Annotated in this window: 10 protein-coding genes; 4 read left to right on the plus strand and 6 right to left on the minus strand. The window is 44.9% G+C overall.

Going from position 1 to position 19,026, the window contains the following annotated elements:
• Positions 1-34: 34 nt before the first annotated feature.
• From QUB35_RS17380 to QUB35_RS17395, 4 genes are all read right to left on the minus strand, one after another.
• A complete protein-coding gene (locus QUB35_RS17380; RefSeq protein ID WP_333143043.1) occupies positions 35-3,208 on the minus strand; it encodes an MASE1 domain-containing protein in 3,174 nt (1,057 codons plus the stop codon).
• A 34-nt stretch (positions 3,209-3,242) separates the two neighbouring features.
• Positions 3,243-3,485, minus strand: coding sequence for a hypothetical protein (locus tag QUB35_RS17385; RefSeq protein WP_333143044.1), 243 nt, complete (start codon positions 3,483-3,485; stop codon positions 3,243-3,245).
• Positions 3,486-3,605: 120 nt separating this feature from the next.
• Positions 3,606-5,237, minus strand: coding sequence for a serine/threonine-protein kinase (locus QUB35_RS17390; RefSeq protein WP_333143045.1), 1,632 nt, complete (start codon positions 5,235-5,237; stop codon positions 3,606-3,608).
• A gap of 250 nt (positions 5,238-5,487) precedes the next feature.
• Positions 5,488-6,717: a transposase gene (locus QUB35_RS17395; protein ID WP_333143046.1), complete on the minus strand. Its 1,230-nt coding sequence runs from the start codon at positions 6,715-6,717 to the stop codon at positions 5,488-5,490.
• 405 nt (positions 6,718-7,122) lie between these two features.
• Here QUB35_RS17395 and pheT point away from each other — a divergent pair, with 405 nt between their 5' ends.
• The gene (gene pheT / locus QUB35_RS17400) at positions 7,123-9,636 is read left to right on the plus strand and encodes a phenylalanine--tRNA ligase subunit beta (RefSeq protein ID WP_333143047.1); all 2,514 of its coding nucleotides are present in this window, start codon (positions 7,123-7,125) and stop codon (positions 9,634-9,636) included.
• Positions 9,637-9,897: 261 nt separating this feature from the next.
• On the opposite strand, the gene QUB35_RS17405 is transcribed toward pheT, so the two are convergent.
• Positions 9,898-10,470 (minus strand): Uma2 family endonuclease, encoded by a 573-nt coding sequence (locus QUB35_RS17405; protein WP_333143048.1) that lies wholly within the window; start codon positions 10,468-10,470, stop codon positions 9,898-9,900.
• A 160-nt stretch (positions 10,471-10,630) separates the two neighbouring features.
• Here QUB35_RS17405 and QUB35_RS17410 point away from each other — a divergent pair, with 160 nt between their 5' ends.
• The 3 genes from QUB35_RS17410 to QUB35_RS17420 are packed head-to-tail and all read left to right on the plus strand — an operon-like array spanning position 10,631 to position 17,607.
• Complete coding sequence (locus tag QUB35_RS17410) at positions 10,631-10,900, plus strand: YciI family protein (protein ID WP_333107441.1); 270 nt, start codon at positions 10,631-10,633, stop codon at positions 10,898-10,900.
• 13 nt (positions 10,901-10,913) lie between these two features.
• A complete protein-coding gene (locus tag QUB35_RS17415) occupies positions 10,914-13,952 on the plus strand; it encodes a hypothetical protein (protein WP_333143049.1) in 3,039 nt (1,012 codons plus the stop codon).
• The gene (locus tag QUB35_RS17420) at positions 13,942-17,607 is read left to right on the plus strand and encodes a helicase-related protein (protein ID WP_333143050.1); all 3,666 of its coding nucleotides are present in this window, start codon (positions 13,942-13,944) and stop codon (positions 17,605-17,607) included. The genes QUB35_RS17415 and QUB35_RS17420 overlap by 11 nt, the downstream gene beginning before the upstream one ends.
• A gap of 177 nt (positions 17,608-17,784) precedes the next feature.
• Here QUB35_RS17420 and QUB35_RS17425 read toward each other — a convergent pair whose 3' ends face one another.
• Positions 17,785-18,714, minus strand: coding sequence for a metal ABC transporter substrate-binding protein (locus QUB35_RS17425; RefSeq protein WP_445252121.1), 930 nt, complete (start codon positions 18,712-18,714; stop codon positions 17,785-17,787).
• Positions 18,715-19,026 lie beyond the last annotated feature (312 nt).

Genomic DNA, 19,026 nt, shown 5'->3' on the forward strand with positions numbered 1-19,026 from the left:
ACTTAGCGGTTGCGCGGATTTTAGATTTTAGATTTTAGATTGACAAAGAGGGCTCGTCCGAGTTGACAGCAGGTAGCGAAAACCAGAAAGTCGAACCACCGCCGGGAGTGCTTTCGACGCCGATCGAGCCGCCGTGAGCTTTGATAATTTGCTTGGACAGGTACAGTCCCAAACCCAGCCCTGTTAATTGTCGGCTATTAGGGTCTTGAACGTAAAGTTCAAACAGAGATTCCCGCTGTTTGGCGCTGATTCCCACTCCATTATCTGTTACAGTACAGCGAACCATTTTTACGGTGACTTCGGGCAATTTGCTGCCGATATTGCCAATTTGACCCTGATAGCGAGGCATTTTGCAACTGCCGTCGAGGTTAAATTTGGCCAGGGTTTCCTGATTTTTCTGGGTGCTCTCGCCCATCCTAGGACGATCGCCCGCAGCAGGTATCCGGTTAGCGATACAGCGGCCAAGCGGATTATTGGGCGCTCTTAAAGCCTGTGAATTTTCTTCATAACTTAGCGCTGTTTCAACTTCAATTACCTCGGCTTTAAAAGTTATATTGACTCCCGGAGGATTGTGTTTAATAGCATTAGTCAACAGATTTTCTAGCACCCGCTGCAAGTGTTGGCGATCGGCATTGACTTGTGGCAAATCCGCCGGAATATCCTGAGTCAAATTTGCTTGATTTTTTGCCAGAATCGGTTCTAAATCGGCAACAATGGCTGAAGCTAAAGACGGCAAATGCAGCGGTACAGTATTGAGAACAATCCCTTTGACCTCGCTAGCGTGAGCGTCGAGCAGGGCATTAACCATAGTCAACTGGTGTTCGCTGGCCTGAACGATGCGCTGCAAAATCGATCGAGAAACCGGAACATCTTGTAGAGAGTCAGAGGGCGATTTGTTGAGCAAATTTTTTAGCAGTATTAACATTCCCATAACAGGAGTGCGGAGATTGTGAGAAACTGCGTGCAAAAATAGGTCTTTCAGGCGGTTGCTTTCTTGCAACTCGTGCATTTTTTGCTGTAGTTGGTGGGTGCGTTCCTCGACTTGAGATTCCAAGTTGGCATTGAGAGCTTTTACCTGCTGCAAAAGTTGGGCTTGCTGTAGAGCGATCGCCACTTGGGTAGCGAGTTTTTCCAACAAATCAATTTCAAATTCCTGCCACTGGCGGGGCCTGGAGCACTGGTTGACGGCCAAGATCCCGAACAATTCATCCCCCAGGAAGATCGGCACATTTAACGTCGCTCTAATTTGATAATCGCTGTACAATTGGGAAATTGGAACGCTCTGTTGAACGCTAGCAGTATCGGAGAGAGCTCGGACGCGGTTGTTAGCATAAAAAGTTTTCTGGCTTTCGAGGTGATTCTCGTCAGCGAGTACCCACCCCAAAAGAGAACGGCATTGGCTTGCCACAGACTCAGCCACAACCTTACCGTACACCGGGCTAGGAAGATTTACCCCGTCCGCGTCCACAATACCGATGAAAGCGCGGTCTGCCTTGAAAAATTGCCGGACTTCGGCAACAGTAGTATTGAGAATTTCTTCGAGGTCGAGGGAGTTGCGAATTCGCAGGGCGATTTCTGAGAGCAAGCGATCGCGATCGGAGGACGCCCGCAAAGCGGTTTCCGCGCGGTGGCGTTCGGTAACGTCTTGGACTGTGGCGGCGATCGCCCCTGACTCAATGGCCGACTGTTCGCAGACAGTACGTTCGGAGCCATCTGCCAGCACAATTCGGTAGTTAATGCAATAGGCTTGGCGTTCAAACATAGCTTGGCGCTGCGATCGCGCCACCAATTCTCGGTCTTCTGGATGTACAGCCTGCAAAAAAACTTCTGGTGTGGGTTTGACAGTTCCCGGAGCAAAACCCAAGAGGCGGTAAAGTTCGTTTGACCACCGCAATTCGATATTAGATATATGATGTTCTGCGGATTCTTCGCAGTTGTCAGTTGCTGTGAGGGCGGCGCAATTTAAATCCCAATTTCCCAACTGAGCGATGCGCTGAGCGTTGGCTAAACTAGCTTCGCGATCGCGCAGCATGGCGGCCGTGCGGCGCACCTCAAAGAGCGCTTGCTGGCGTTCTGCTACGGCGGCGGCCAACATCAGAGCCACAAGGGCGATCGTACCGGTAAAAGCTTGTAAAAATAAAACCGCCTGTTTGAGATTATCGCTTTTGGCCAAAAACGGGCCGCCTCCCTGCACTGCTCCCCAAATCGCGATGTAAGAGACGATCGAATAAGCAAAAATCGCTCCCGCCGGTTGAAACCGCAGGGCAGCCCAAACTATTAGAGGAAAAGGCAGATACTCCAGCGGATACTGAGCGATCGCCGCTTGTGTTTTTGAGCAAAAAAATAGCCAGCTAACGCTCAGCAAGAGAGTCAGCCAGAGCGCTATTTCTGAATAATTAATGATTAAAAATAGAAGATTGTAGCGGTTTTCAGGTGCAGGAAATCTCCGGGGATAATTTGTAACTTGTGATTGGTAACTTTCCCAGTTAAAAAAGGGTTTTAAAATAGAAATAATCCGAGATTGTTTCTCACCTCTTACACCATTATCAAGAACAGGCAAGATGCCTGTTCCACAAGAAAATTCATCTCTTGTGGAACAGGCATCTTGCCTGTTCCTAAACAAGTAATTGAGAATAATGAAATATCTGAGTTTTAGTGGAAATTTAAAACTGTTAACGACGTGGTTCAAAGTCAGCAGCACGGGCGTTACAATCAAAATTCCCATGCCGTCTCCGAGCCACGTAGTCCACCAGTTGCGAGAGAAATTGCTCCACTGAGCCCAACCAAAAATGCACGTACCCAAGTTGCCGAGGATAGAACCCACAAGAGTAGACCCGATGACAGCGCCCGCTACTAAAGCCAGAACATCTCGCAGTCGATCGAGTTTGGTAGAAAATCCGCTCCAAGTCAGTAAAGCCTCTCCAGCCAGCGCTTGCAGGGTGACGCTAAAGGCCGATGTGGCAATAACAGCCGACGGTATACCGCCGGTAGAGTTTAACAGCACCGAACCGAGGACAATTCCCGGCCACATCCGTCGCCCTTGCAGTAGCAGTGCCGCTAGAGCAATACCGGCGGGCGGCCACACGGGGGAGGGTTCGCCTTTCACCAGTCCCAGCATCGACGCTGCGAGTTTTCCGGTAACAAAGTAGGCCAGCGCCAGGATGCCGGTGTACAGAAGCGTTCGAGTGCGGCGGTTGAGCAGTTTCATGTTTAGGTGCGATCGAATCCTCCATTCCTAGTTTTTAATTTAGGCGGCCGATCGGCGATCGAGCTTCCTCCTGACGACTCACCTGACTGGGGGAGTTGACTGTGGACTGTTGACTGTGGAGTGTTGACTGTTGACTGTTGACTGTTAACTGTGGAGTGTTGACTGTTGACTGTTGACTGTTGACTGTTGACTGTTGACTGTTGACTGTTGACTGTTGACTGTTGACTGTTGACTGTGGAGTGTTGACTGTTAACTTATGACAACTGACAACTGACAACTGACAACTGACAACTGCCTACTGCCTACTGCCTACTGCCTACTGCCTACTGCCTACTGCCTACTGACAACTGACAACTGACAACTGACAACTGACAACTGACAACTGACAACTGACTTATTAAAATCCAAAAGTCCGCTTACCATCCGGCTTAACAGTAAGCCAATTGGTCTTTGCCATTGCCAGTTGTTCCTCAGAAACTGTAGCGTTCGTAAGATTCGCCCCGCACAAATTTGCTCCCCGCAAATTCGCCTTAGTCAAATAAGCCCCCGTCAAGTCAGCACCTCGGAAATCCGCGCCTTCAAAATTGGCAGTGCTGCAATAAGCCTCTGTCAAGTTGGCATCTCGCAAATTCGCCTGAGTTAACCGGGCGTGACCCAAATTCGCCCCCGACAAATCCGTTGCTTGCAAATTTGCCTTCACCAACCTAGCCTGATAAAAATTACTTCCCGCTAACTGCAATTTTTGCAGTTGCAAGCCCGACAGTTCGCAGTCAGCAAAATCGCGCTTGCCTTTAAAATATGCCGCTCGCAAGCTGTTGGTGTCCCACTTAGGAGCAACTTTCGATACCTTTGACGCTGCTAAATTGCCGCTAGAATGTCCAACCGTTCCGAAAGTTCTGCCTGACTCAGCCAGAGTCCGGGAAACTCTGGGCTGCATCCCCGTGTTCCCGGATTGGGTGAAGGAACTTCTACCAGCGCGGGTGTGGTTCGATCGTAAATCTTGATTAATTTTGCTCTGAGGCCGTGACCACGAAGAACCCTCGTCATTAAATATTGTCGGTTCTTCAACTGCACGAGAAGAGCCGTTGAATTGAGTTGCCAAGCCATCGACAAGACTTGGGTCTTCAAATTCGCCAGAGAGAGCTCTGAGGACATCTGCTGCCGATTGGAAGCGGTGGCCAACCATCGGCTTCAGCATTTTTTCGAGGATCCGCGCAAAATTTGGGCTTACCTGAACATGGGGATGCCACACAATTTCGCCGGTTACTCCATCAAAATCTAAATCCTTGGGCGACTTTCCTGTCAGCAAGTACAAGCAAGTCATCCCCACCGCGTAGATGTCGCTGGCAAATATCGGCCGCAGCGCCATTTGTTCCGGGGGAGCAAAACTAAATGTGCCGACTGAAAATTTCGTGTTGGCGCTTTGGTCGGCGGGGTCTAATAATATTGTTTGGCTAACTTGGTCTTTTACCGCTCCGAAATCAATCAGAACTAAGTGGCCGTCTTGAACTCGGCGAATAATATTTGCGGGTTTGATGTCTCGGTGAATTACTCCTTGGCTGTGGATATATTGCACTACTGGCAGAATTTCTAATAGAAAATTTTTAACATCCGATTCGTTGAAACGGCCTGAGTGCTTGACTTCTTGTTTCAAAGTCGAGCCTTTAACATACTCTTGAACTAAGTAAAATTGCTGTTCGGTTTCAAAATAGTCTAGCAGCCTCGGTACTTGCGGGTGGTCGCCCAGTTGGCCGAGGGTTTTCGCCTCTCGCTTGAATAATTCCCGCGCCATTTCTAAAACTCGCGGCGACGAACTACTGGGTCGCAGTTGCTTGACCACGCAACTCGGTTGACCGGGCAATGAGATGTCTTTTGCCAGAAATGTAGCTCCAAAACCTCCTTGTCCTAACGGTTCAATGACTCGGTAGCGAGCGCGCAGCAATAACCGCGCACCGCACGTCTGACATTGGAGAATAGAGTCAGCAGGGTTTTGAGGATGTGGACAGCCCGGATTTACGCAGTAGCTCATGTTGATTGAGTTTGCCTATGTTGTTCTGATCTTGTCAGCGTCGATCGACGCACAAATTGCCTGTTCCTGCTTCTGGTAGAAATACTGATCTATCATTTGCCGGCGGGCCGTGCGTCCGGTTGCGAATTGGAATTGCACCTAAGTCTATTAGGCCGATATCTTTTCCCTATTTTGATTATCTCGCTGCTGTGAGTTTTTTCGGTAGATTATCCTTGAAGATAGTTTAAAGACTTGGTGACGACTCCCAACCCTAACTCGCGGACGAGTATAGGGTGGGCTTCTCAGCTAATCCTGCATCTGCATCGGAAGCACGCTGAGCTTTAATCACTGTCCGCCCGACAGCAATATTCTTGACATTAATTGCAGCATTCACATCCCTATCTAGTTCAAGACCGCAGACATGGCAACTATGCCATCTGTCGGCAATAGTTTTAGGGATGCGAGTACCACAACTAGAACAATTTTGGGTAGTGCCATTTGGATTCACAGCTATAGCCAATTTGCCAGCACTTTCAGCCTTACAAACCAGAATAGATAGGAATTCACTCCAACCAGCATCTAGGATTGACTTTGCCATCCTAGTTCTAGCCAAACTTTTGACATTCAAATCTTCAAAGCCAATTAGGTCGTATTTGTCTAGTAATCGCTTTGCAGTCTTGCAATGAAAGTCTCTGCGTTGCCTTGCCACTTTTTGATGATGTTTAGCAAGACGTTTAACAGCTTTTCGTCTGCGATTACTGCCTTTCTTTTTGCGAGAGACAGATTTATTTCGCAGTTTTTTATCCTTTTGGGCTTTTCTAGCAAACTGAGGAATGGTTACAGTATCAGCATCACTGGTTATCAAGAAATCCTTGAGTCCCATATCAATACCAACTGCACGATCGAGATTGATATCATAGCGTAGGGTTGGCACGGTGACATCTTGTAAAGTCAAGGTGACATAGTAACCATCCGCAGCTTTGACAATCTGAACAGTTTTGATTTTAAATCCATCGGGAATAGGACGGTGCAAGATAATCTTCACGTCACCAATTTTCGGTAAAGTGATGCGATTACCTTTGATGCAGTCCTGTTTCATCTGGCTATAGGTGAAACTGTGATATCTACCTTTCCCTTTAAATCTTGGCTTGCCAGAACGCTGACCAGTTTTGTCAGCCTTGATATATCGATCAAAAGCTTTTTTAACTTTCTCAACACAATTCTGCAATACCTGAGAATGAATCTGTCTGTACTCAGGAAATAGCTTTTTGGTATTGAGTAAGTCTCGCTTTTGCCAGTAATAATCTGGCTGTTCGAGTATGGGAGCAATACTGCATGATACCAGAGAGCATGAATCGAGAGGGCAACGAGTGGACTCATACCAGTTAAAACGCTCTGACAGCCTATAGTTATACTGCATCCGCAACAAATTAAGCCACTCATCAAATTGATTGGCTTGCCATGAGTTAGGACGTAATTTGTATTTATATGCTGTAATCATGCCATAATTATACCATGCTTGAAAGTTAGTCTTGAAATAAAAAATAATTGTCCATCTACGGGGCCTCGAACCCCCTTGATGGGCGGGCTTTTATCCCGCCACTCATCCTCGATCGGATAGAGTGCGGAGATGAAAGCTATTGAGCTAAATTTAGATGCTCTTTGTCCTGTCAGATACTTCTAGCATACCTCATTCTATTTTGAGAATGTTACTAATTTGTCACCAATTAGTGACCTTTGGACTCATCGCTCGTTTTTGCGTCAATCACAAAAATGTGTTGACAAAAATAAACTAATGTGGTATGAGTGTCCGATAATTTATGCTGAGGCTACACAGTCGAAGTTCGCCGGGGCGGACAACGGACAACTAACTACTGACAACTAACTACTGACTACTGACTAAATTATGCGTATTTCTCTAAACTGGCTCCGGGAATTGGTGGATGTGGCGATATCGCCGGAAGAATTAGCCGAAACCCTGACAATGGCAGGCTTTGAAGTTGAAGAAATCGAAGACCGCCGCCCTTGGGCAAGCGGCGTAGTTTTGGGCAAAATCATCGCCTGCGAACAGCATCCGAATGCAGACAAATTGAGAGTTTGTCAAGTGGATGTCGGCTCTTCAGAAGCTCTGAATATTGTTTGCGGCGCACCCAACGCTAGGGCAGACATCTACGTGCCTGTCGCTGTTGTAGGAACTTTTCTCCCGACTATTGATTTAAAGATTAAACCTGCTAAATTGCGCGGCGTTCCTTCCGAAGGAATGATTTGCTCTCTGGCAGAATTGGGACTGGCGAAAGAGTCAGCGGGCATTCACATTTTCGAGTTAGAAAATCCCGAATTGGGCAGCGATATTCGCCCGCTTTTGGGTTTAGATGACGTAATTTTAGACTTGACAGCAACTGCCAACCGTGCTGACGCTTTGAGCATGGTGGGTGTAGCGCGGGAAGTGGCGGCGCTGACTGGGGCGAGTTTGAGAATTCCCGAAGCGAATGGTGTGGTGATTGAGGGCAAAGAAAGTCCTGGTTTGGCAGTAGAAATATCCCACGCGCAAGGATGCCCGATTTACATCGGCACGGCAATTGAAGGTGTGAAAATTGCTGCTTCTCCAGCTTGGTTGCAGCAGCGGTTGCAGGCGGCGGGAGTGCGGCCAATTAATAATGTAGTTGACGTAACTAATTACATTTTGCTGGAATGGGGACAACCGCTGCACGCTTTCGATCGCGATCGCCTGCAATCTTTCACAGGTACTCAAGATATCAGCATCGGCGTCCGCTTTGCCAAAACAGGCGAATCCTTCAAAACTTTGGACGGACAAAACCGCAATTTGCAAGCTCAAAATCTGTTAATTACTGCTAGCGACAAACCCGTTGCCTTAGCTGGGGTAATGGGCGGCGAAGATACGGAAGTTCACGAAGGAACGCACAATTTAGTCTTGGAAGCCGCGATTTTTGACCAGGCAACGATTCGCCGTTCTGCGCGCGCTCAAGGCCTGCGGAGCGAGGCATCGATCCGCTACGAACGGGGGGTGAATCAGGCGGCATTGGCGACGGCTTGCAACCGCGCTGTTGCCCTAATTTTGGAGTTGGCTGGAGGCACTGCGACGGTGCAGAAAACGGCGAGTTCCGGCGAGGATTTGAGTTTTTCGCGATCGCTCGAATTGCGTTTAGACCGAGTAAATCTGGTTTTGGGGCAGTTGAAAAGAGGACAAACGGGCGGTTCTAAATATTTGGAACCGGAAGAGGTGAAAAATATTCTGACAGCTTTGGGCTGCGAAGTTGTTGCAACGGAAAAAGAACGGGTGTTTGCAATAACTGTTCCTCCTTACCGTTACCGCGATTTAGAAAGGGAAATTGACTTAATTGAAGAAGTTGCCAGACTCCACGGTTATGACAATTTCTGCGATACTTTGCCCAGCAAAACGGAACCCGGTTATCTGTCGGCGGAATACGCGGCAATTCGGAATGTGCGATCGGCTTTTCGGGCTGCCGGTTTGACGGAGTTGATGCACTATTCTTTGGTGAAAACTGAGGGAGACAATCAGGTGGTGCTGGCGAATCCGCTGTTTGTGGAGTATTCGGCTTTGCGGACTGAAATGCTGTCGGGTTTGATTGATGCTTTCCAGTACAATTTGGAACAGGGAAATGGGGCGCTAAACGGTTTTGAAGTCGGCCGCATTTTCTGGAAGGAAGAGGGCGGGCAGGATGCCCAACCCCTACTCCCCACAATGAAGGAAGCGGATGCAGTTGCGGGGATTATCGGCGGCGATCCGACTGTGTGGAAATGGCAGCAGGGAGGGCGCGATCGACCTTTGACTTGGTTTGAGGCAAAAGGTATTTTGGAAAGCGCATTTCAAGAGTTGGGTTTGTCGGTGGAATATCGACAAGATGATGGTAAACAGGATGTTTATCCTATTAGTGGCGGGCAAGATGCCCGCCCCACAAGGCTGCATCCTGGCCGCACCGCTGCGTTATCGTTAAACGGGAAACATTTAGGAATTTTCGCACAGTTGCACCCGCAATTGCAGCAAGAAAAGGATTTGCCTGAGCAGGTTTACGTGTTTCAATTAGATTTAGCGGTGCTGTTGGGTGAATTAGGGCGATCGAACAACTTAACTCGCAAATTCGCGGGTTATTCGAGTTTCCCCGCTTCAGACCGAGACATTGCGTTTTTCGCACCGATTGAAGTTCCGGTTGTTGAGATGCAGAGTGCGATGAAAAAGGCGGCGGGTAGTTTGCTGGATTCCGTGGAATTGTTCGACGAATATCGGGGCGACAACGTGCCGGCGGGACAGCGGAGTTTGGCTTTTCGGTTAGTTTACCGCGCGGGCGATCGAACTTTGAGCGAAACCGATGTCGAACCGGCACAACAAAAAGTGCGCGATGTTTTAGTTGAGAAATTCGGCGTTAGTTTGAGAAGCTAAAGAGGCCGCTACTCAGCAATGGAAACCGCCAGGGAATGAATTCCCTGGCTCAAAGCTAAAGTCCTCTCAAGAGGACTAATAAGATTTAGAGATAACAAGGTAAATTTGCCATTTTGAGCAAAGCGAAGAAGCTCAAATTCTTGCAATAAAACCGTCTCAAGTGCATAATTGGTAACTAATGAACTCTTCAGTCTTCATAGCGAGGACTTCAGCTTTGATGCGGGGGTTTCAACCCCTGCAGGGCTCAATTTTTAACGTTAATTAAATTGACACCAACGGCCGCAACATCTCCCCAACCATAAAATAAAAATCAGGAAATTGCAAAGGAGAAATACTCGCATCATCCTCAAGAACTACTATACTCTGATAGCCATCCTGACTCGGTTCTCTAAATACGTGAAGTTGCCGATTATTAACATCCAAAACCCAATAATCAGCAATTCCTGACTGAGCATAAATAGTCGCTTTTATCCCCAAATCTGTTCTCAGGGTTCTATCAGCAACTTCAATAATCAGATAAATTTCAGACGGAGTTGGATGGTGGTCTTCATAGTAAAGCGGATCGGGTACGACCACAGCAAGATCGGGTTCAGGTTCCGAGAAATCATTTAACCGAACAGGATCTTGCAGCCGCACCAAAACTCGCTCTCCCAAACGGTTTTCCAGTAACTTCTCTGTGCGTGTCACCGCTGCACTGTGTGCTGTTCCTTTTGCAGCCATCTTTACTATCTGTCCTGCCAATAATTCTACTCGTTCGTCTTCCTCAAAAATACCAATTTCTGCCATTCGGTGATATTCTTCAACCGTCAACAAACGAATGTCTAATAAAGTCATAGCCATCTTCTCCTATCTAACACTCATCTCTCTTTCCCCTCTTCCTCTGCGCCCTCTGCGCTCTCTGCGGTTCATTAATCTTCTTCTTAAAATTTTAGTTAAAACCTCTTACTCTTATTGTACAATAACTTTTAAACAAATTCATCTAAGGCTCAAAACCGTGACAAAATATGTGATGTGGGGAAGTTACTGCGAAGACGTTCTCGAAAAACGCGAGCCGTTTCGAGACGCTCATTTAGCCGGATTGGCTAAGCAGAAGGAATCGGGTGTATTAAGTACGATCGGGCCCACGAAAGATTTAACAAAAGTTTTTGCAATTTACGAAGCCGAAGATGAGGCGGCTGTGCGACAATTGGTGGAAGCCGATCCTTATTGGGTAAATGGGGTTTGGACTGAGTACGATGTGAAAGAGTGGATTCAAGCTTTTTGAAGGAGTTAACAGGGTGAACCTCTTAAGATTGGATGACAGCGATTTAGTTCCAGTGGACTATGGCGATTTGCTGGACAAGATTTTAGAAGTTTTGCAATCTAAAAACCCGTTTAGCGTATCAGAAGACAACAGCCGCTTGCTAATTGATATTGACACCATTGCTGCGGATGTTGCCAACAAGCGAGTGCGGCAACCCCTGGGTTCTGGGGAACGTCAAGCACATTCTGCTACTGTTAACTTACCGCCGGAAATTGAGGAGCGTTTTGGCAGTCAAGTTAGACAGATTCAACAGTGTTTGCGGCAGCAATTAGAATTTAAACTGCCACAAAATACTTCTATTGAAAGGTTTGTCGCTAGTTTGATTAGTCCATTAGACTCACCCTCTTTTCGGGGAAGCGGCCAAGAGTTAGGCTTTAAATACGATTTTGGCACCCGCCACCCTTCTTTAGAAAAAGAAAGGCTAACTTTGGAAAGCCGAGGTACTGGAAGCCATGCAGCTTTAAAATTGCATAAATTGACCGTTACCGTCCGAAATACAGATATTTTTGAACAAGAACTCAAGCAGGGTTTGCAAAACTATATCAATGAAAATGCCGAGACTAGCAGTGAGAAAGAAGACCTTAACCACCGTCTTGATGAGATGGTTAAAAATCCTGAATCGGATTTTCACAAATTAATCCGACTGGTAGACAAAGAAACTCTCGGCAAAATTCAAAAAGAAGCTAAGATTACTTACTTAGAGTATCTGCTCGAACACATCCGCGCAAGCAGCACAGATACTGTAGGCATCATCTATTTAGAAGACTTAATTCGCCGCCTCAGATTGATAGAAGAATACATCAACGACCCAACTAAATCCGATGGCGAGTACGAAGTTAATTATGCTGGTGTTCGAGTTAATTATCGCGAGATATTTGCCCGTTCGGAATTTTTAGATACACTGCCAATTATTCCTATTGTATCAGGTTACTTGGGAGAAAGTACGGACAATTATCGTAACGAGCGTAAGTTTATCTTTGGCCTCAAAATCAAATTTGATAACTCAGTTCAAGCGCGCGGTGGAAAAGATGTATTTGAGTATTATCTGAACCTGCTAAATCCCGACAGTGAAGAACATCAAGCAGAATTTGATGAGGATTCTAATCCCGAAACCTTCGTCCGCAAACTGTTAAAAATAGCATTGCTCTACTATTTTGTGCTGGCTTCCCGCAATGACCCACTAGCACAAAATTACGACCCGGAATCGGAACTAAATCATCAGCCTAGATCCCTATTTGAACAAAGAGTCTTGCCCGTTTTGCAAGGTTCTAACGATGAGCAAAAAAAAGAGCTTTTTCGCAACTTTATTAAAGGGCTTAATCAGTTTAACATAAAACACAAAATTACGCATCTGAGAAGAATGCTAAAAGGCTTTCTGGAGCGTCAAACAATTTTACCAACCCGCACAGAAACGCGACACGTAAACCTCAAAATAGGTCTGGTAGAAGATATTGACAATATTTTGACGAATGGTAAATTTTTTAATGACATTATGGAGCGAAATTACAAGCAAACGCTTCATTATATTACCGTCAAAGAACCTAGTGTCGATGAAAAATCTATTTGTCAGCTACCCGTCAATATCAGCATCGAAGATGTCCGGTATTTCCCAACTGATGAACGCCAAAATTTTAGCATGGAATACAATATCAAAGGTGTCGATGTTTTGCCTGTACTTTCTGCACCTAAAGCCCCTCGCTCTAGAGAAATCTACGAAAAACATTTTCAGACCAAATTAGTTGTGTTTCCCTATGACGATAGACGACTAGACTGCGGCGATAAAGGTTTACAACCTGCAGCAATTTTTGTGTATAAGTTTACCATGTTGCTGCTGTCCTATATCTGTCTGAGGATATTGCTCGAAAGTGCTGCGGACAACTTGTTTATTCCGATGGTGAGGCTCCACGAAGGCGACCACAATCACCCTTCGCCGTCAGAAGTGTTTATGGCTAACCTTTCTAAAACATTGTCTCATATTTTGAGTGAAAAACAACGCTCAACTTCTCAAGGATTTCGGATTAGAAAAACGCCCAATGGTTACACAATTCGTAACGGTTTGAGTTCCCTGTATTCAATCCTTCCTAAAAAGTTTCGATTCGATGATAATGTACAGCTAGCCCCTGAGTTGGATAAATTGGCAATTATTGTCGTTTCCAGCCGGGATAGTGATGCGAAAAGAAGCAATCAAAACCGCTTCCAAAGACAAGCCTGCTTAATCGGAGAAATTGTCGGAATCAATCGTCTAGATGACAGTACAATTCAAGTCGAAATGCTGAAAACACTTTCCGAGAATTACAGTGTCAGCCGTCTTTATTCTGAGCCGTTAATCCTTGAAGATTCAATGAGTCAGCTTTATCAGCAAGGATATCGGAATTTCGCATATATTTCGCAAGCACCTTACATGAGTACGCTGCATATTACTCAGACTGAGGAAGATGAGGAATTGTCTTTCATGTCAAAAAAATTGCTCCGAACTTTGAAGGGAGAGAGGCGGGATATCAAAATTTATCCGATATTCTTTGATAAATACTATGTCCGCAGTTTCCTAGGCGATAGGGGAAAATCCTTTTACATTCAGGATGCAATGGAGCTTGAAAGCTTGTTTGCAGATACCAGTCAGCAAGCTGTGATGTTTTTCAACTTGTTTAACGGAATTAGAGTCAGGGAGGAAAAAAACTTTTATAACGGTGTCATTTCCTACTCGACTCTGTTGAATATCTATCAAGGTATCCTAGACGATCAAGATATTCGTGAAGGTTTGATTTATGATGGTGTAATCAAAAATAATTTGCTACATTATCTAACAATATTCCACTTTTCTCGGTATGAAGCTCGTCACAATATTAGTTTAAAACTTGACCCCTACGAGCGAATTATTGGCGATGAATCGGTGGGTGCTTTGTCTGTATTTAGTCATGCTGGCGGTAGTGCGGATTTTAATTCCCTGGCATTTTTGAATAAGGTAAGAGAAGTCTTGAATGTGGATGAGGGAGGTATTAATCATGATTGGTGAAGATTTGGGACGGCTGTTTGAGGTGGGATTTAATATAGGGATTCTGGCGTATATTCAGCGTGAAAATATAGCTCACAATTTCGGAGATTCCTACCGTCTCGATTTACAGAAACTAGAATTGCCAAAGATGATGGCGGAAATAACTAGGGAAGCTAATCTCCTCGGTAGTTTGGATGCTAAAATTGTTGAGAAGTGGAGTCTATTTTTTGTCCAAAAAGGCTTTATTGGTGGGTTGAATTTCTTCCGGGAGTACCTCACATCTACGGGCTGGACTTTAAGGTTATCGCAAATCTTGTATTTTCAGTGCAGTTTGAGTTGTGCTAACAGTATTAGAACCCAGAATGACGATGAGACAGAAGTTTTTAAAGCGTTTAAGAAGGTATTATCTCAGTTTGAAACAGCACCACCAAATTTCTCAGACGATGAGATTAACTCCTACATCCGCCGCTACAAGAAAAAAGGCGAGTTTTTGCAAGCTGATACCCTGATTTTGTTGCAAAATGGTAAGGATTTTAGAATTCTGTGCGTTGATTTATCTGTGTTTACTCCTCCGTTGACTTCGGAAAAAGTCGAGAATCTCAACGAAATAGAGGTGATGCGGAAGTCTTTGCTCAGAGAAATTAGCTATTTGCGATCGAAAAGTGTTTTTTCTAATCTGCGAATCGATACTAGCACTTTAGGTATTGACTTTTCGGAGGGTTTAAACCGCTATTTTACGGCTTTTAAGTATAAGGATAAGGAAAGCGCTAAGTTGATTCAGGCTGGTAGCTACGCTCACAGCTTCTACGGTTTTCTGCAAACGACTGGTATGATTCCTGATGGTGCTGAGGTGTTGTTGAATGTTGTCGGTTATAGCGATCGCACAATTAGCGCAATTTCCCTCCGCAGTGATAAAATTGACATCTTGGCGAATTGTGCCAAAATCTACCAGCAGGAAGCGAAAAATAAAGAGATTAACGATGCTCGCGGCGATGTTTTAGATACGATTCAACTCAACGCAGCTCGCAGTTTTCAAAATGGCAAAAAGTTTGTCAGCGATTTGTTGACGATTGGCAAAAGTTCTACACCTGTACGTAATACAGAGCGGATCGATAATTTTGTTAATTCCATAGATATTATATCAGATAAACTGGCCGATGATTTGCAAATCGATCGCGGATTACATCTGAGAAATGCTCACGCTCAATTGATTGTCAAAGCACTGCAATCTGATGAAACTTATATCTTTTTGACGGGGAATCCGGGAATTGGGAAAACAACGGCGATCGCAGATTTCCTCAAAACCCATATAAACGACGGTTTCTTGTTTTTTTACGTCAGTCCCCGCAAGCAAGTCAACTTAGATATCATCGATAAATTTCGAGACAAAAAGACTGGTTTGCTGTGCGACAATCGCTTATTTTGCATTAACTCAAGTTCCGATACTATAGACAGCAATTTTGGACAATGTACCGTCAACTACGTCGCAAATAATCATCACGAAAATTTTCAACAAAAAAGTGTCCACTTCATCAACAACAGGGCCGAAATGCAGCGGAAGGAATATCACCAGCCGCAACTTGAAAGGAAGGGAGAAACAGTAATCAAACCTAGGATAGGCAAAAAGCATGGAGTGCTAAATAGCGTTTGTGAGGGAATATATTCGCTCATCAATCGTAAAACATCGAACAATATCGTGGCTACCGTTTCCATTCAGTCTTTAAAGGTGACAGAAACCGGAAAAAATACTCTCCAGCATTTAGAGAAAATATTTCAAGATGCTTACAACAAGGGGGAAAAAGCAGTCATTTCTCCTAAAATGCAAGAAATCTCCAGCCGCATCAAACACATTTTCATTATGATCGATGAAATTACTGGAGACGACGGCGGCGTTGAGTTTTTGCATGGAATTGGTAGGCTGCTTAACAAATATGACTTGCACAACCCAAAACACGGTTTTAATACTAAAATTATTGTAGCCGATGCTTCGATTGTTGACCCGGATGTGATTAAACAACACCTCGATGATACCTCGCCGGAACCGGATAAAATATATTTCAAAAAGCTCCCAAAAACTTCTGAGGAAATCCCGCCTTTACAAGTTATTCCTTTTGAATTTAAACGATTAGCTGCTAAACTTATCAATACGAATTCCTATCCGGCTAGCAGTTTAGAGATAACTTACAAGGTGTTTGTAGAAGCTGTTAAATTCACTGAAGATATTTCTTTAAAACTAAATTATGATTTGGTAAAACGGGTACAGTCTCAAATAATTGAGGATATCAATCAGCGGTTAGCAATACCGGGAGTTGAACAAATTATCGTCTACATTCAGGATAAGCGAAGATTGGCGGAGTTGATTGATAAAATCCAAAATGAGCGAGAATTTAATCGCTATACCGATTATCTGGAAGTCCACGCGAATATCTCGGAAGAGGAGAAAGAAAAAATACAGAAATACAAAAATACAGCTAAAGTAATCTTTATGACTGCATCGGGAAGTCGTGGACTTTCTTTCCCAAAAACTAAGCATATTTTAGTGGATATTCCCCGCTTCCAAATTGAGAAAAATCTGATGGAAATCATACAGGTGATTTATCGGGGACGCGGAGAATATGATAACGGTAAAACCCTTGATGGTGAAGACAAAGAATTGGTTTTTTATCTGTCTGATACAGCAGTTTATTACGCTGATGATGCGGAACTTTCTTTACAAGAAAGCAAGTTGAGTTTGTTGAATTTACTGCTAATTCTGAAGACTGCGGTGATGACGCGGATTGTGGGATATGGATATTTGGGTAGGGAAAAGTTTTTGATGATTCCCATCGGCGGTAAGTCGGTTTCCGCAGTCGGGGATACTTTTAGCAGCAAAATGGCGGCTCTAATTAAGACACTAAAGAGCGAGAGCCAGCGAGGAAATATGTTGTTTAAGGAGGTTTATACGAGCCTGGAACAGCTTTTGAGTCGCGGGGAGTTTGTTTTGACGAATTCTGATGACTCGCGTCAAAAGGGCAACTCTTACCTGGAAATGCGGGATGATTTTAATCGTAAATTTTTGGAGAAGTGTAATCCGCTGGATGGTTTGTTGAGCTATGATAATTTAGAACTCGGTCATGTTTGCGGTAGTTTGTTGATCGTACCTCTAGCCGATCGCACTTTGGTAGAAACATACCAGATGTCGCTGCATCGAGAAATTAAGGAATGTCTAGAGAAGAAGTTGCTGCACAAAATGCGTCTAATTAGGGATAGCGATTCGTCCCCGGAGAATGTAATATCGGCTATAACAGGAGGTGCGATCGAGTTATTGCAATTTCTCAACAGCGAAGTCGAGAAAACTCAGTATCTCGAACAGCAGAGTCAGCAGTTCGATCGCTATTATGCCATACCGCTTTTTGCTTTTGTCAGCGGGGAGGAAATGCAGGAGTATTTTGCTGACAGCAGGCTGGAAGAACCGGAAGACAGGCGGTTTAGGGATATTTTGTCGGCTTATGTGCGATCGATCTACCCTATAGACAGTGTAATGCCGATCGGGCACAAGTATCAAGACTTTCCATTTATCGTGTTTAGAAGCTACAGTTTAGAGCAAAGTAGAGAAAAGATTTTCACAGATAAATATCTTTTAAGTTCCAACGAGTTGAACGTGCTTAATTTAATTTTGTCGAAGCAGGTAAACTGAAACTTGTAGGGTGCGTCAGACCATTTTAGATTTTAGATTTTAGATTTTAGATTGGGAATCAAGGATGACTATCGGGTTTGGATATTACCTACAGTTGCATTCTTGTTTTAAACGGCTATCAGTTAGCTGTCACCCTATCCGCACAGAAAATAAAACTATTCTGACGCACCATACTTGCTACTTGCTAACTTCAAACGGCGTGTATTTCCCCCCCAAAGCTTCGACGATGGCGCGAGTATTAGCCGACATCATTTTCACATAAGAATCGCCCTCGCTTCCGGGTGCCCCAATCGAATCCGAATAAAGTTGCTGCGCCGCCAATTTCACCCCCGCTTCCTCCGCCACTGTTCTAATCAGTTGCGGGTTAATTGTAGTCTCAGCAAAAATAGCAGGAACTCCCGCAGCTTTCACCGATTCTACTAGCTTTTGCACCGTTTGAGCGCTCGGCTGTTCCTCGGTACTAATCCCGATCAAACTGTTAGCCTCTCCCAATCCGTATGCGCGGCTGTAATATTGAAAAGCATCGTGACTTGTGACTAATTTGCGCTGCTTTTCTGGAATAGTTTTAATCTGTTTTTCGATCCAACTATCCAAGCGTTTTAACTCTTCAGTAAGTTTCACAGCATTCTGCGTAAACTTCTCCCGATCTTCCGGCGACAGTTCGATTAGCGCATCCCGAATCGCTTCCACCATTTGAACTACATTTTCTACATTTCCCCAAACGTGCGGATCGGGTACGGTATTACCTTCTTTATTCAGTAGCAAAGGCTTGACAACTTCCCCCACTGCTAATTTCCTCGCCTTAATTCCGGCGGCATTCATCATCCTAATTAATCCCGGTTCCAAATTGTAACCGTTATACAAAATTAAGTTAGCTTTTTCTAAAGCTTGAGAATCTTTTGGCACGGGTTCGTAAACGTGAGGATCTGTTCCCGGCTGCAAAATTCCTGTTAACTGAATTTCGTCGCCCGCTAGTCGATCGGTCAAATCCTCAATAATTGTGCTGGTAGCAACTACTTTGGGTTTAGCATCTGCCTCTGGAGAGAGGCTATTGGTCTGGGTTTGAGCGCAACTAAATAAACCCACAGTCAAAATGCCACAAGCAATAGTTCTAATCCAAAATACCTTGGACTTGTTCAATCCAGGGCGGGAGGTTTCAATCCCCGACTCACGGCTAAACTCCCCTTTATCAAGTTGCTTCACAATTGCCGTCGGTTTTAATTCACATCTGACACCCTTCTCAATTACTTGCTTAGGAACAGGCAAGATGCCTGTTCCACAAGAAAACTCATTCTTTGTGGAACGGGCATCTTGCCCGTTCTGGGCGGGCAGGATGCCCACCCCACAAGAAAACTCATTCTTTGTGGAACGGGCATCTTGCCCGTTCTGGGCGGGCAGGATGCCCACCCCACAAGAAAA

Origin of the sequence: Microcoleus sp. B13-B6, assembly GCF_036705405.1 — a bacterium.
Taxonomy (GTDB): domain Bacteria; phylum Cyanobacteriota; class Cyanobacteriia; order Cyanobacteriales; family Microcoleaceae; genus Microcoleus.